Annotated in this window: 10 protein-coding genes and 2 pseudogenes; 3 read left to right on the top strand and 9 right to left on the bottom strand. The window is 66.6% G+C overall.

Going from position 1 to position 14220, the window contains the following annotated elements:
- A pseudogene (locus KBI5_RS19800) lies at positions 1-287 on the top strand (DDE-type integrase/transposase/recombinase); the annotation flags it as partial.
- Positions 288-490: 203 nt separating this feature from the next.
- Here the strand turns inward: KBI5_RS19800 and dnaE are convergent.
- The gene (dnaE, locus tag KBI5_RS19795) at positions 491-4042 is read right to left on the bottom strand and encodes a DNA polymerase III subunit alpha (RefSeq protein WP_085016091.1); all 3552 of its coding nucleotides are present in this window, start codon (positions 4040-4042) and stop codon (positions 491-493) included.
- Between the two features lie 222 nt (positions 4043-4264).
- On the opposite strand from dnaE, the pseudogene KBI5_RS19790 reads away from it, so the two are divergent.
- Positions 4265-4582 (top strand): annotated as a pseudogene (locus KBI5_RS19790) (DDE-type integrase/transposase/recombinase); the annotation flags it as partial.
- A 221-nt stretch (positions 4583-4803) separates the two neighbouring features.
- Here the strand turns inward: KBI5_RS19790 and KBI5_RS19785 are convergent.
- The 8 genes from KBI5_RS19785 to KBI5_RS19750 all read right to left on the bottom strand — a co-directional run bounded on the left by KBI5_RS19785 (position 4804) and on the right by KBI5_RS19750 (position 12157).
- Entirely contained in the window at positions 4804-5649 is an 846-nt protein-coding gene (locus tag KBI5_RS19785) for an acyl-ACP desaturase (RefSeq protein WP_241883032.1), read from the bottom strand.
- A 109-nt stretch (positions 5650-5758) separates the two neighbouring features.
- Positions 5759-6016, bottom strand: a complete 258-nt coding sequence (locus KBI5_RS19780) for an acyl carrier protein (RefSeq protein WP_011438533.1) — start codon at positions 6014-6016, stop codon at positions 5759-5761.
- A gap of 53 nt (positions 6017-6069) precedes the next feature.
- Positions 6070-6723, bottom strand: coding sequence for a PaaI family thioesterase (locus KBI5_RS19775; RefSeq protein ID WP_241883031.1), 654 nt, complete (start codon positions 6721-6723; stop codon positions 6070-6072).
- Between the two features lie 133 nt (positions 6724-6856).
- Positions 6857-7669, bottom strand: a complete 813-nt coding sequence (locus tag KBI5_RS19770; RefSeq protein ID WP_085016088.1) for a ferritin-like domain-containing protein — start codon at positions 7667-7669, stop codon at positions 6857-6859.
- A 219-nt stretch (positions 7670-7888) separates the two neighbouring features.
- Entirely contained in the window at positions 7889-9529 is a 1641-nt protein-coding gene (locus tag KBI5_RS19765; protein ID WP_108913837.1) for a CopD family protein, read from the bottom strand.
- 44 nt (positions 9530-9573) lie between these two features.
- A complete protein-coding gene (locus tag KBI5_RS19760; protein ID WP_085016087.1) occupies positions 9574-10287 on the bottom strand; it encodes a YcnI family protein in 714 nt (237 codons plus the stop codon).
- A 106-nt stretch (positions 10288-10393) separates the two neighbouring features.
- Positions 10394-10999, bottom strand: coding sequence for a hypothetical protein (locus KBI5_RS19755; protein WP_148214925.1), 606 nt, complete (start codon positions 10997-10999; stop codon positions 10394-10396).
- Between the two features lie 261 nt (positions 11000-11260).
- Positions 11261-12157 (bottom strand): hypothetical protein, encoded by an 897-nt coding sequence (locus KBI5_RS19750; RefSeq protein ID WP_347272523.1) that lies wholly within the window; start codon positions 12155-12157, stop codon positions 11261-11263.
- Positions 12158-12642: 485 nt separating this feature from the next.
- Between KBI5_RS19750 and KBI5_RS19745 the strand changes: the two genes are divergently transcribed.
- A partial coding sequence (locus tag KBI5_RS19745; protein ID WP_085016085.1) for an NAD(P)-binding protein occupies positions 12643-14220 on the top strand: 1578 nt, incomplete at its 3' end.

The raw sequence follows: 14220 nt of genomic DNA, 5'->3' as shown, positions 1-14220 counted from the left end.
ACCACCGACCGGGCAGCCTTCTACCCACGAGTCCTCGACGAACAGCTCCCCGCCGCTCATCACGTCGACGACCAGTACGCGAACAATCCGATCGAAGCCGACCACGGCCGGTTCAAGGCACGACTACGGCCGATGCGCGGCCTGAAACGCCTCCGCTCCGCACAGACCATCGGCTCCGGGCACACGTTCGTGCAGAACATCCGCCGCGGCCACTACGAACTGGGCGTCGATGCCGACCCCGGAACCGGCTGACGGCTGCCTTCACCGAACTCACCCTGGCCATCTGACCGCCCACCCGAGACGGCTCCACCACGCCCCGCCTCCGCCCAATGCAACAGCGCCGATGGACACAGCTGACCATCATGCCGGCAGCCCGCTCCACCGCGTCAGCGCGTCAGCGCGTCAGCGCGTCAGCCCAGCTCACGGGCCCAAGCCGACTTCTGGCACCCCACAACCTCGGCAGGCTGTCCCGCCTCCGGCGACGGGTCGCTCATACGGTGACCGCTCGGGCACCCAGCAGGGCCTTGAGGTCCCCGAGCAGCGAACTACTCGCCTGCACCTGGAGTTCGAGCAGGAGCAGATGCGTGTTCTGCGGGCCTTCGAGACGCAGGTGCACCGGAGTTGTCCCGGGATGGGTCGTCAGGACGAGTTTGAGGTCATCGACCAGCGGTGGTGTGATCTTGTGTGACGGCAGAGTGATGACGACCGGCGGCCCGTTCACGTGCGTCGCGACATCGACCACCGTCAGGTCCTGGGCAAACAGCGAGACCGACCCCTCCCGCTCGTTGATCCTGCCCCGCACCGAGATGACCGCGTCGGTCGCGAGCGCGTACGAATGGACCTCGTAGGACTGGGGGAAGAACAGCACCTCGACGGAGGCATCGAGATCCTCGACGGTCACGATCGCCCACGCCTTGGCGGTGTTCTTGTTGATCCGCCGGTCGATCTTGCTGATGATACCGGCGATCTGTACGGTCGTCCCGTCGTTGGCCTCGGCGAGGTCGACGATCCGGGTGTCGCGGTGGCGATCCAGCGCCCGCTCGGCGCCTTCGAGCGGATGCGAGGACACGTACAGGCCGAGCATGTCGCGTTCCTGAGCCAGCAGCTCCTTCTTCGGCCATTCGGGGCCGGACAGGTCCAGGTCGAGTCCTAGCCCCGGGCTCTCCTCCTCCTCGCCGGCGCCCCCGTCGCCGAACAGGTCGAACTGGCCGATGGCCTCGGCCCGCTTCGTGATGATCACCGCGTCGATCGCGTTCTCGTGTACGTTGACCAGCACCCGGCGGTGATGGCCCAGCGAGTCGAACGCCCCGGCCTTGATCAGCGAGTCGATGGTGCGCTTGTTGCACACCCCGATGTCGACCTTCTGCAGGAAGTCGGCGAACGACTCATACGCGCCCTTCCTCCGCCGGGCCGCGGCTATCGAGGCGACGACGTTCTCCCCCACATTACGGACGGCCCCCAGGCCGAAGCGGATCGAGTCCCCGACCGCACCGAACCGCAGGTCCGACTCGTTGACGTCGGGGGGCAGGACCTGGATACCCATCCGGCGGGTCTCCGCCAGGTACACCGCCATCTTGTCCTTGTCGTCACCGACGGACGTCAGCAGCGCCGCCATGAACTCGGCCGGGTAGTTGGCCTTGAGGTAGGCCGTCCAGAACGACACGACACCGTACCCAGCGGTGTGGGACTTGTTGAACCCGTAGCCGGAGAACGGGACAAGCACGTCCCACAGCGCCTGGACCGCCGCGTCGGTGTAGCCCCTCTCCTTCATCCCGGCGGAGAACCGAGCGAACTCCTTGTCCAGGATCTCCTTCTTCTTCTTACCCATCGCGCGGCGCAGCAGGTCGGCGCCGCCGAGGCTGTAGCCGGCCAGCTCCCGGGCGATGGCCATGACCTGCTCCTGGTRGACCACCAGGTGGTAGGTCTCGCCGAGGATGGGCTCCAGCGCCTCGGCGAGCTCGGGATGGATCGGGAGGATCTCCTTGCGGCCGTTCTTGCGGTCTGCGTACTCGATGTGGCTGTTGGCCGCCATCGGGCCGGGCCGGTAGAGCGCGAGCACGGCGGCGATGTCGCCGAACTTCGTCGGTGCCATCAGGCGCAGCAGGTTACGCATCGGTCCGCCGTCGAGCTGGAACACCCCGAGCGTGTCGCCGCGGGCGAGCAACTCGAAGGCCTTGGCGTCCTCCAAGGGGAGGGTGGACAGGTCGATGTCGACGTTGCGGTTACGCTTGACGGCCTCGATCGCGTCACCGATGACGGTGAGGTTCCGCAGCCCGAGGCAGTCCATCTTGAGCAGGCCCATCTCCTCGCACTGAGGAAACGGGAACCCGGTGATGATCGCGCCGTCATTGTCGCGGCGATGGATCGGCAGGACATCCAGCAGCGGCTCCGAGCACAGGATGACCCCGGCGGCGTGGACACCAGTGCCGCGGGTGAGCCCCTCCAGCCCCCGCGCGGTGTCGATGACCTTCCGAACCTTGGTGTCGGTCTCGTACTGGGCCCGGACCTCGGCGGCCTCACCGTACCGCTCATGGTTCGGGTCGAAGATCCCGGCCAGCGGGATGCCCTGGCCMATCACATCCGGCGGCATCGCCTTCGAGATCTTGTCGCCGAGGGCGTAGTCGTAACCCAGCACCCGGCACGAGTCCTTGATCGCGGCCTTGGCCTTGATCGTGCCGAAGGTGTTGATCTGCGCGACGCGGTCCTCGCCGTACTGCTCGGTGATGTAGCGGATCACCTCACCGCGTCGACGTTCGTCGAAGTCCAGGTCGATATCCGGCGGGCTGATCCGCTCCGGGTTGAGGAACCGCTCGAAGATCAGCGCGTGCTCGATCGGGTTCAGCTCGGTTATACCCAGGATGTAGGCGATCATCGACCCGGTCGCCGATCCACGCCCCGGACCCAGCCCGATGCCCCGATCTCTCGCGAACTTGCAGATGTCGGCGACGACCAGGAAGTAAGCCGGGAAACCCATCTTGTCGATCACGCCGACCTCGTAGTCGACGCGCTCGACCACATCGGCGGGCACGCCCGCAGGGAAGCGCCACGTCAGTCCGCGGTCGATTTCCTTGCGCAGCCAGGACAGCTGCGTCTCACCCGCGGGGACAGGGTACCGCGGCATCCGGTCCACAAACTTGAAAACATCGTCGTAGGACTCGACGCGCTCGGCGATAAGCAGAGAGCTGTCGCAGGCCCCGGGGACCTCACTGTCCCACAAGTTGCGCATTTCCTCCGAAGACTTGAGATAATATCCCGATCCGTCGAATTTGAAACGGGTCGGATCGTCGAGTTTTTTACCGGTGCCGACGCACAGCAGCACCTCGTGGCTTCCCGCCTGATCCTGGGTCACATAGTGCGAATCGTTCGTGGCCAGCGGGCGAAGCCCCAGCTTGTCGCCGATGTCGAGCAGCCCCTGGCGGACGCTGCGCTCGATCRGCAAACCGTGATCCATCAACTCCAGGAAGAAGTTGTCCGCGCCGAAGACCTCCTGGTAGGTGGCCGCTGCCGCGAGCGCCTTGTCGAACTGGCCCAGACGAAGCCGGGTCTGCACCTCACCTGACGGACAGCCCGTGGTCGCGATGATCCCTTCGGAGTACTGGGAGACCAGCTCGTGGTCCATCCGCGGCTTGCGGTAGTAGCCCTCGATCGACGCGATCGACGACAGCCGGAACAGGTTGCGCAGCCCGGCGGCGTTGGCTGCGAGCATCGTCATGTGGGTGTAGGCGCCGCCACCGGACACGTCACCGCCCTCACCCGCAGGGTCGACGTCGCGCTGCGAGCGTTCCCCCCACAGGACAGGCCGCTTGTGGTGGCGCGACTCGGGCGCCAGGTACGCCTCGATCCCGATGATCGGCTTGACACCCGCGGACTTCGCACCCTGATAAAATTCGTAGGCACCGAACATGTTACCGTGGTCGGTCATCCCGACGGCCGGCATCCCCAACTTCGCCGCTTCCTTGAAAAGCAGGCCCGTTTTCGCCGCACCGTCCAGCATCGAATACTCAGTGTGCACATGGAGGTGAACAAAAGAATCCGTCGGCATCCCAGTCCCCTCTCGCCCACAACGGCCCGCCGGTCGGAGTCTAACCCCGCCACCCAGAGCCACCGGAGAGGCACGCGACACAACAGCCCCTAAGCGCGTTGATCCTCCAAAGACAATTCGTTGAGATCAATGGTGGACCCGTCGACATACCCGAGAACGCAGCGACGCGATGAGGCGCGCCCTGCGTCGTGGTCAGCCACGTGCCGCGCGAGTACACCTCCTCGCTTTACGCCCTTGCTCGCCGACGCGGCCCGGCCCTGCCGGCACCAACCGGGCGACAGGTGGTATGTCGACGACACCCACGTCAAGATCGCCAGCCGATGGACCTACCTGTACCGGGCGGTCGACCAGCACGGGCGGGTCATCGATGTTCTCACCAGTACCCCAGTACCCGCCGCGACCAGACGACTGCCCGCCGGTTCTTCGACCGGGCGCCGGCGTATGGGCGCCGGCGTATGGGCGCCGCCCGGTCGAGGTCACTACCGACAAAACCCCGGTCTACCCGCGGACCCTCGACGAGCCGCTCCCGAGGCCTGCCATTCCGGCGCCGAAAACGCCGCGACCTCGGATTTTGCGGCGCTGCGCGACATATCCCGGAACGGGCCGATACGTAACGTTTCGTCTGGTAATCGAGCGGTTAGGGGGCCGATCCGCCGTCCCACCCCGCGGACACCGCGGCGAACCGGCGATCTCGCCGTCTGCCCGCTCCGCCGCATCAGCCCAGGTCACAGGCCCAGGACGACTTCTGRCATCCCACAGGCTCAGGCCGGGACGGGAGCGGTCCGGCATGCGTCGATAAAGGTGACCAGTTCATTCACCCGGTCGGACCGGGCGTTGACGGCGCGGTTCACGACCCGGATGAGGTGAGCGTAGGCATCTGTGTGGTCGTAGTGGGCGACTTCCCGGATCCGCAGTGCMCATCGCCAGTAGCCGCGGATGGTGTCGGCCAGTGGCATCCGGAAGGTCGCAATGACCTCGCGGATTGGCTCCACCACGGCGTCGCCCTCCCGGCGCAGGTACCGCTCGACTACATCCGCCATGAACGCGAAGTGGYGCGACTCGTCGCGGGCGAGTCGGGTGAGGACGTCGGCCAGGACCGGATCGCCRGCCACGGTGCGTAGCTGCTGATAATAGAGCTGCGTCGCCTTCTCCTGCACGAGTGCGTAGGCGAACAACGAGACCGCGTGGTCAAGTGGCAGATCGAATTTCTTACGGCCCTCAGYCGCCAGTTCCCGACGCAGTTCCTCCGGTTCGGCGATACCGGCGGCGACCTGGTAACGGAACAGGGCCCGGGCGTGGCTGTCCTCTTCCTGGGCCCACCGTACCGTGAAATGGTAGAGCTCACGGTTATGGATAAAGGTTTCCAGGTCAACGTCGGAGTTGAGCGGGAACGCACGCTCGTAGAGGTCGAAATAGCCGGGGAGATGGTCCTCGATCAGGGTGATGAAGCGGACCGCTGAGCGCTGGCCTTCGGTGAGCCGGTCGGCCTCGGCCTCGTCCCACCGGAAGGCCGATTCGACGTCCCAGCGGCGGGCGGCGGACCCGGCAGAGTGAAACGCGGTGACCGCCGCCGCCAGGTCGGAGGCGGGCAGCAGCGGCGGCAGCACCGGACGGGCAAAAGAGCGGTCGGACCGGGCAGGACGGCGTTGCCCCGYTTCCTGATCAGAGGTAGCTGACGTAACGGTGTTCGATACGGTCACGATGATTCTCCTGTTGTCAGACCGCCGTCTCGAGCGCCGCGAGCACGATACGGACGACGTCGTTGATGGAGCTCAGGGCGAAGACGTCCTCATCCTCGATCTCGATATCGTACGTGCGCTCTATGCGGGAGATCATGACCAGAACCTTCACCGAGTCCGCGCCTTCGACGGCCCGCAGGTCGAGGTCGGGAGTGAGCGCGTCGGCTGACATCCCGAGCTCGCGAGCGAGGATGGCGGTGACAGTACTGACAATCTCGGCGCGGGAGGGTGTCATCATGACTCCTTCGGTCATTCGCCGTGTCGGTTGAGGCGCGTGAGAGGGACTATTCAGCCCTGACCGCCGACGGCCTGGGCCGCGTTAGCAGCCTGGACAGCGTTAGCAGCCTGGGCGGCCTGGGYCGCGGTGATGGCTTCCGCGACACGGTCGAACTCGTCCGGTCGCAGGTCCAGGCGTTGCCGCGCGATGTTCATCGATGTCGGACGGTAGGTCGCGCTCGCCGCAGCCACCAGACTGCCCGCGGCGTCGAGGATCTCGGCCTCGGCACGCACCAGGCCGCCCGCGCCCGTCGGACCGCCCGTCGGACCGCCCGTCGGGTTGGAGACCGGCTCAGCCGTGCCGGCCTGTAGGCGGGCGACGCACTGGTAGTCGGTGTTCACCCGCATCGCGGTGACGTACCGCAGCCGCATCCCGGTGGTGAAGGAGGTGAGGCCTGTTCGCAGAACGATCAGGTTTCCCATGGTTTCGTCGCAGATGACTCCGATGAGACCGCCGTGCACGACCCCCGGGTACGACTCGTGAGTGYGGTCCAGCCTGAAGCGGGTGGCGATCCCGTCGGGACGGAAGGCGAAGCGGAGGCGCAGGCCGTTTGCGTTGTGCGGTGAGCAGCCGAAGCAGCGGTAGCTCTCCAGGACCGCCCAAGGCACCGGCAGGTATTCCTCGTCGGCCGAGGATTGGGAGGGAGCGGTCGGGTGAATGTGCATCGGTTCCTCCGGCAGAGAATTGGTCACGGCGCGCCCTGCCGACGGCGTCGCACGTGATCCGGGGCGCCGCCGTCGTCGCGCGTCGCCCCCGCATCCGATCGGGTCTGGGAACGACGTTCTCAGATTCGATGCCTCAGRCCACTATTTCGGCCATCGCGTGGCGGATGCYGGAGTTTCGGCTCAAGTCCCGGCCGACCGCCGTTCCGAGCATGCGCCGGAGCTTGGCCTGGAGCTTTTCCAGCGCATCCGGCGGAGAGAACTGGAGATAGACATCGATCACGTCGTCGACGGTCTCGTGCCCCTGCATCTCCTCGACGCGCTGATGCTTGTAGACACCGACCGGGTGGTTGAGCCGCGGGCTCGTAACGTAGAAATGAATCCTTTCCAGGACTGACCTCAGCTCGTGCGGGTGGAGTTCCAGACGACGCTTCAAGTAGAAGAGGAACTCGCGGGCGTGCCCTGCTTCGTCGCGGCTTGCGCGGAGAAACAGGTCGGCCAGCACGGGCTCCTCCACCCACTCCGACATCGCCCGGTAGACCGTGTTGACGATGATCTCAGAGATCACGTTCGTGGTCAGGGTCGCACTCGGCGTGATACCGGCTTCGTACGGCTCACGCAGAGCCTCGATCTTGTCCTGGTCGATGTGGACACCCACCGCCTTGAGCCAGGCCCGGAAGGCGTAGTGATGCTGAAGCTCCTGGTAGGCCCAGATGGCCACGAAGGCCGAGCAGTCGTAGTCGTCGTGGAACTCGCTGAGAAAACCGTGCAGCCCGGGGAGAGACGTCGCCTCGCCCATGACAACGCCCTTGACAAGCGAGATGTAGACGGGATGAACGAGGTCACTCCGGACGTTTTCCAGCCCGAGGTCGGAAACCTTCCACTGGAGGCGCTCGTAGTGCTGGAAAACATCGAAGCTATGGGACTTGTCAGCGGTGGCGGTCGGCATGGATGGACTCCTTCTGAGCTTCCCTCGCAGGCCTTTGCCGCTCTACCATGGGTTGCCTGGCCGATCATTACAACCCTGATATCACACGCCAATCGAACCATTCCGATCAGCTATCACGGAAGCGCTTACCGCCTCCGTGCGGGACGGTCCACGCACCGGGCGGACGATCCACGTACCGCCGCCCAGCGTTCACCAGCCCTTCATCGTTCACGAGTCCCTTCATCGGACCTGGTAGAACACGGTTGTCACGTACTGGTCGAAGTCGTTCACTCGGAGCGTGAGCCGAAGTTGCCATTCACCGGGCAACGGCGCCCGGATCCCGTCGCTCCGCGCATGGCCCGGCGCGGCCAGGCTCAGCGGAACAGTGAAGGGGCCGAGATCGGCGGCCGGCAACGACAACGCCACACTGGCCTCCACCAGTTTCTGCGGTTTGCCGCTCGGGTCCGTGGCCTGGACGTCCAGGGTCTGGGCGCCCACCCGCGTCGGCGAGACCCTCACCTTCACCGTCATCGGACCCGCGAAGGTGGTGTCGGAGAACGGCGGTGAATAGCTGGTACGTCCCGGTACCATGTTCACCAACCCAGCCGTGATCCCCAGCACGACAGCCCCGAGCACGATTTCCGCCATGACACCCCGGCGCAGCCCGGCAAGCAGAACGGCATGCGACGAGCGGTCCGGCCGGCCGGCCGGCTGATTTCTGTTCGTTCTGTACTGCCGGCGGACCCACCGCCGCGCCAGAGCGCCGAGAGCGATCATTCCAAGGACCAACCACACCTTGTACACCAGCAGTCGACCATAGCTGGTATCAATCAGGGCCCGTGGCGGGCCGACCTCACGCCAGCCCTGGAAGACCCCGCTGACCATCACGGCGACAACGGCCACAACCGCGATCTTCGACCACCGGGGAAGGATCTCCGCCAGCTCGGTGGCCGATGCGCGGCGCACCAGGAAACCGGCAATCATCACCAGACCACCGATCCACACCGACATGGCGATCACATGCACCGTCGTGCTGGTGGTAGCCAGCCAAGCCAGATCGCCGACGCTGGCATGACCGATCATGGCAAGCGTCACGGCCACCACGACACCGAGACCGGCGAGCTCCCCGTTTCCCCGCGGATCCACCGACCCGGTTCGCAACAGCCGCCGCACGAGAGGCACCATCAAAGCCAGAGCGAGCAGACGGATCAGCAGCAGGTGACCGAACCGATCCGCCAGGGTGGTCGACAGAACCGACCACTGCCCGAGTCCCCCGAGGCCGAGCCCGGCAGCGTAGGGGCCCTGCAGCAGCAGCTGCGCGAATGCCGCAAAAACGGATAATCCCCACGCTGCCATCAACAGCCGGCCGGGACCGGCCGCACGAAGACCTGTCGGCCAGAGCACGATCAGAAAGAAACAGACGCCCAGCAACAGGGCCGTCGCGGCGTATCCGAGAAATCTCGCCATGGCGAAGACGACGCCCACCGTCGAGGAGCCCGATGTGCCGGAGGCCGCCGCGGCGGCGGCATCCGGYGGCCCGCCCACACCGAAGGCGAGCGCACCGGAAACAGGATGACTATCCGCCGAGATGACACGCCAGCTCGCCACGTACGTGCCGTTCGGCAGCCCCGGCCGGAGCGCGACCGTCGCCTGCGACGCCTTGGGACCAGATCCGGCACGACCATCATCGACCCGCCTACCCGCGGAATCGAGCACCCGGATCGAATCGCGCGAGACCCGTACTGACTCGCTGTAGTCAAGGGTTACCCGTGTGGGTGCGACGTCAAGTGCCGCGCCGTCCACGGGGTCGCTACCCGTCAAAAGGGCATGCGCCGACGCCGGCGGGACCCCGAGGCCAAAACCGATGGAGGTGGTGGCCATGACCAGGAACGTCACGGCCACCACCAGGATGCGGCGCACGACGGTTAGGCGCGCCGTCGCAAAGAGATCAGCGCGAATCCACCGGCCAACAACCCGAGTGCGCCAAGGACAAGGCCAGCAATCCCCAGGCCACGCGCCGTCCCGTCGGAATCGTCGGAGGCCGATGCGGCTTCGTCCGACCGCGCCGCGGCCGCGCCAGGCCCACCGGACCCCRGGGAGGATGCCGTCAGCGTGAGGACCGGCGCCGGCTTCTCAGGCTCCTGGGCGCCTGGGGCGGCGACATCGACCCACCGCACGACCGAACCATCGGAGTAGGTCTGCAATGCCTTGAACACAATGTGGTCGGTGTTTTCGGGCAGCGGCCCGGCGGAGACGGTGAAGGTGTCGAACTCCCCGGGCTTGATCCCGCCATCCCCCTGCGCCGTCCAGGCAATCCTGGTAACGATCTCCTTGACCTCTCCGTCGTCCGTCATGAGCGGCTTCGACGGGGCCGCTTTGGTGATCTTGTATGTCCACCCCGCCTTGGGCTGGACCGACACGGACGCGATCGGGGTGTCGGTAGGAAGCTGGACGTCCAACCCGGTCGTGGACGCGGTGTCCTTCTCCGTGGGGACCTTGAACGACAAGGTGGCGTAGCTGCCCGCGGCAGCCGTCGGCGGCTGCACCGTGACATGGGCGGACGCCGGTCCAGCTAGGAGGAACATCGCTGCCGCGGCAGTGCCGGCAAGCATGCCGGCACGCCGAACGTTGCGGTACATAAGATCCCTTCGAACGTCCCACGGCGCGTGGGACCACCTGAAGATGCCTTGCCTTGCTCGCGCCGGGGTCGTTCGTCGGGCAGATGAGCCCGCCAGCGGAACTCGTCTACCAGGCTCGCCGTGACATCAACGCTCGCCGTGACGTCAACCCCGGAAAAGGGGAAGCGGGTGGTCCCCGGCGCCGTGCGCCACGGCCAAGGGGGCGAGCGTGCGGTCTCGGCACCCGCTTCCGAAGGTTGATCTTCACGGTGGGTGGGACAGGCGGAACGACGGCGACGGTCACCGGATACAGCAACAGGGCCACGACGGTGCGCGGCCTCAGTCCGGCCGCGCACCACACAGCCCGCTCGGAGTGACGAAGCATCAACCCCACACAGCCCACGGCAATGCCATGGGCCGCCGTCATCGGAACATCCAGGCTCGGACCGCTGGCCAGGTGGGTGTGCGGATGCGCAAGTACGAAGGTGACATGGAGGGCGATCTGCGTCGCCCCCAGACCCGCGAGCAGCGCAGCGACTCCTCGCTCGCGGTCCGCGAGCCCGAACGCCACCCGGGTGAGGAGGAGGACCGCAACCAGCATGATCCCAGCGGCTGGCCGCGGCGCCCCGCCAGAGACGTGCGCGGCCCAGGCCAGACACACCGAGGACGAGGCGAACACGACGGCTCGGCCCAACCGGGCCGTCCCGCTGTCCACCTCGCACTCTGCTGCCACAGCGAGCAAGCTTGCCATGCCCGCCGCGGTCATGGCCACACCCCCCGGAACCGTGCGATTGGGGTTGATGATCTGGCTGGCGGTCCTGGGCGTCTCGTGGGCAGGGTGACCATGAACTTCGCCCCGGGGGTACGCCGCGGGTCGTAATAGGCCTTATGGAGAGCTCGCTCAGTCGCTTCTCGGCGCCAGCCATGGCCGGCCGAGAGCGGAGACGCCGATCGCTTCGATCAATGACGGTCGGGCCGGGGTGGTCGGGCCGGGTTAGTCGACCTGGGCCTGCTGGCCCGGCGGACGGRCAGGGCCTGGGATCGTCGCGGACCGGGCGTTGCCGCTCGCGGTATTACTTCCGGTGTTGCTTCGCTGCATACCAGGAACGAGGAGGTCGGCGGACCGAATTGTATTGGGCTGGACGTCCCTGCGGGTAACGGCCAGGTAGGCGACCAATATAACGATCATGATAGTGGCGCCACCACTGACCGGTCCRTCGCCGAAGCCGACACCGCTGTGCGAGTGAGGCTTACCGAGCCAGTCGGCGAAGGACGCACCGAGCKGCCGCGTGACGATGTAGGCGAGCCAGAAGGCGACGACCTCGTTCAACCCGAACCGCCACCAGGCAACCGCGGGCACCGCGATGATCGCCGTGAACACGATGCCCGAGGCCAGAAAGCCCAGGTGCATGGTGGTCGCGGTCACATCGCCGGCCGCGGTGCCCAGGGCGAAGGTCGCGAGCACCGCCAGCCAGTAGTAAGTCTCCCGGCGGCRGGTCACGATGCTGTGAATCGACAGCGTTCCCTCAGCGCGACGCCAGAGAAAGAAGACGGTTGCGAGGAGCATGGTATAGAAGATCGCCGAGCCGACATGGCCGATGGGCGGGCCGTCGGCGGCCATGGTGCCGAAGACCGCCACCATCATCACGGCGAACCAGTAGACGGGGGCGAAATAGCGCCGGGCGCGGAACTGCAGCCATAGCGCGACCGTGAACCCGACGGTACCGATGACAGCTGCGAGTACCAAGTTGACATGCGCAAGGTAGTCTGCGGTCGCCTCACCCATGCCGGTGGTCAGAATCTTCACCACCCAGAACAGAGCCGTGATTTCCGGCACTTTAGGCGCAAGGGGCTCCCGCGCGCGGGTCCGACTGTGCGATGAAGGCGGCATCGATATGCTTTCTGACTCGATGGGTGCCGGATCGAGGAAGTTTAGAGCAGGCACGGTGGACACGGGGCTCCCGGCTACACGTCGGGGACCTGCGTCGAGCCCACGCTGCCATCCCGCCGATGTGAAGAGGGTGTGAGGCAGTGTCCCGACGTCGAGCGGCCTCACTTAGCACAGAAAAAGCCACTATATCCCGCCAGGAACCCGCCACCGGCACACGGGATCGATCCCACTGCTCCAACCAGACCCGCCCGGCTGGACAGGGGCCGGCCGGCCCGGGTCCATGATCATCTTCATGGTTACCGGCAGACGGAGATGACCCGCTTCTGCGCGTGCCGCTGCGAGTGGTGGAGGGCTTCCTCAACTCCGACGTCGCGGAACCGGCAATGCCGTGGACGCGCATCTTTCCTGCCGGGGCGGCATTCCACGCCCGGGACCTCCCTCGCCTGTTACGATTCCTAATCGAAAGATCGGGAGTGGAGGTAGGAATGCCTGTACAGCGGGACCATGCCGTCATCGTCGGCGGAGGTATTGCGGGACTCACCGCGGCGCGCGTGCTGAGCGAACACTTCGCCGCGGTCACCATTCTCGACCGAGACGCCCTGCCGACAACCGTCGAAGAACGGCGCAACGTCCCGCAGGCGCCTCATCTGCACGGCCTGCTGTTCGGCGGCGCATCGGCGCTCGACGAACTCTACGGCGGCTTCACGGTCGCGATGACCGACCAGGGCGCGCCGCCGTATGACCCGCAACGCGACGTCGCCTACTTCTTTCCCGAAGGCTGGATCCGGCGTGCGCCATCCGACATGCGGTCCRTGTTCGGCACGCGGGCCCTGACCGAGCACACCATCCGGACGCTGACCCGCCGGCTACCGAACGTCCGGTTCCGCCACGCCGAGACCATCGGCCTGCGCAGGGCCGGCGGCGACCGGGTAGACGCGGTCGTGTGCGACGACCTCGACGGTCTGGGCGGACTGATCGAGGCCGAGCTTGTGGTGGACGCCGGCGGCCGCGCATCTCGCTCCCCGCACTGGCTCGCCGACGCCGGGTTCGAYGCCCCGCCGGAGTCGACGGTGCAACCKTTCCTCGGTTACGCCACCGTGCACTGCCACTTGCCCGAGGATKCCCTACCGGGAGACCTACGGGCAGTGTGCGCGCCACCGGCACCGCACAACACCAGAGGTGCGTTCCTCCTGCCGGAGGAGAACAACCTCTATGGCCTCATGGCCGTCGGGACCAGCCGTGACTTCCCGCCCGGCGACCCGGCGGGCTTCGACGAGTTTCTCCGGACCGCCGTCACCCCCGTCCTGCACGAGATGTGGCAACGTGCCGAGCCCGTCACCGACATCAGGACGACGAGGATGTCAGTGAATCGGCTCCGCCGCTGGAACGAGCTGGCTCGGCGGCCACAGGGGTTCATCGCGGTCGGCGACGCGGTGGCCGTATACAACCCGGTGTACGGCCAAGRCATGACCGCGGCCGTCCTGCAGGCGGTGGCCTTGCGCGACCGCCTGCGTCAGGCGGACGATCTGGACACGGCCGTCGAGCGTCTCCACGACGACGTCATGGCCGTCACCTCGTTCGCCTGGCAGGCCGCGACCGCATCCGACCTGGTCTTTCCCGTGACGGAAAGCCGTAATATGCCCGCCCCGACACCCGAAGAGCGGGCGGGCGCACAATACCTGGGCATGGTGCGCGCCACCGCCGTCGACGACGCTTACGTCGCGGGCGAATTCTACYKGGCGCTGGGCTTGATCCGGCCCGAGTTCCTCCTCACTGACGAGGTCCGCACCCGAGTCGAACGGTGGGTGGCGGACCCGCCGGCTCCGACCGACGACCTGTCGCGCCCGCCTGCGTGGGCCGATGCCGATCCACCGACACGGAGTCGGCCGCCGTCGGGCACTGCCGCCGTCGGGCACTGCCGCCGTCGGGCACTGAGGAATGACGGGCGGCGGATCCCGGGTAGGAAAGCACCCCCAGCCACTCGAAGGCGCCTTCGAGTACTCCTCTACCGCGGACATCCCGAGGGTGGGGTGCTTTCCATCGTTGGACGGCGCCCCACCCTC

Source organism: Frankia sp. KB5, assembly GCF_002099325.1.
Classification (GTDB): Bacteria; Actinomycetota; Actinomycetes; order Frankiales; family Frankiaceae; genus Frankia; species Frankia casuarinae.
Note: the sequence above shows the minus strand (reverse complement) of the source record. Positions and strands in the feature narration are given on the sequence as shown.

What these genes read in the sequence shown, in the direction of transcription:
- KBI5_RS19780 (WP_011438533.1), bottom strand. Translation starts at nt 6,016, where the DNA reads ATGACACCCTCCCGCGCCGAGATTGTCAGTACTGTCACCGCCATCCTC.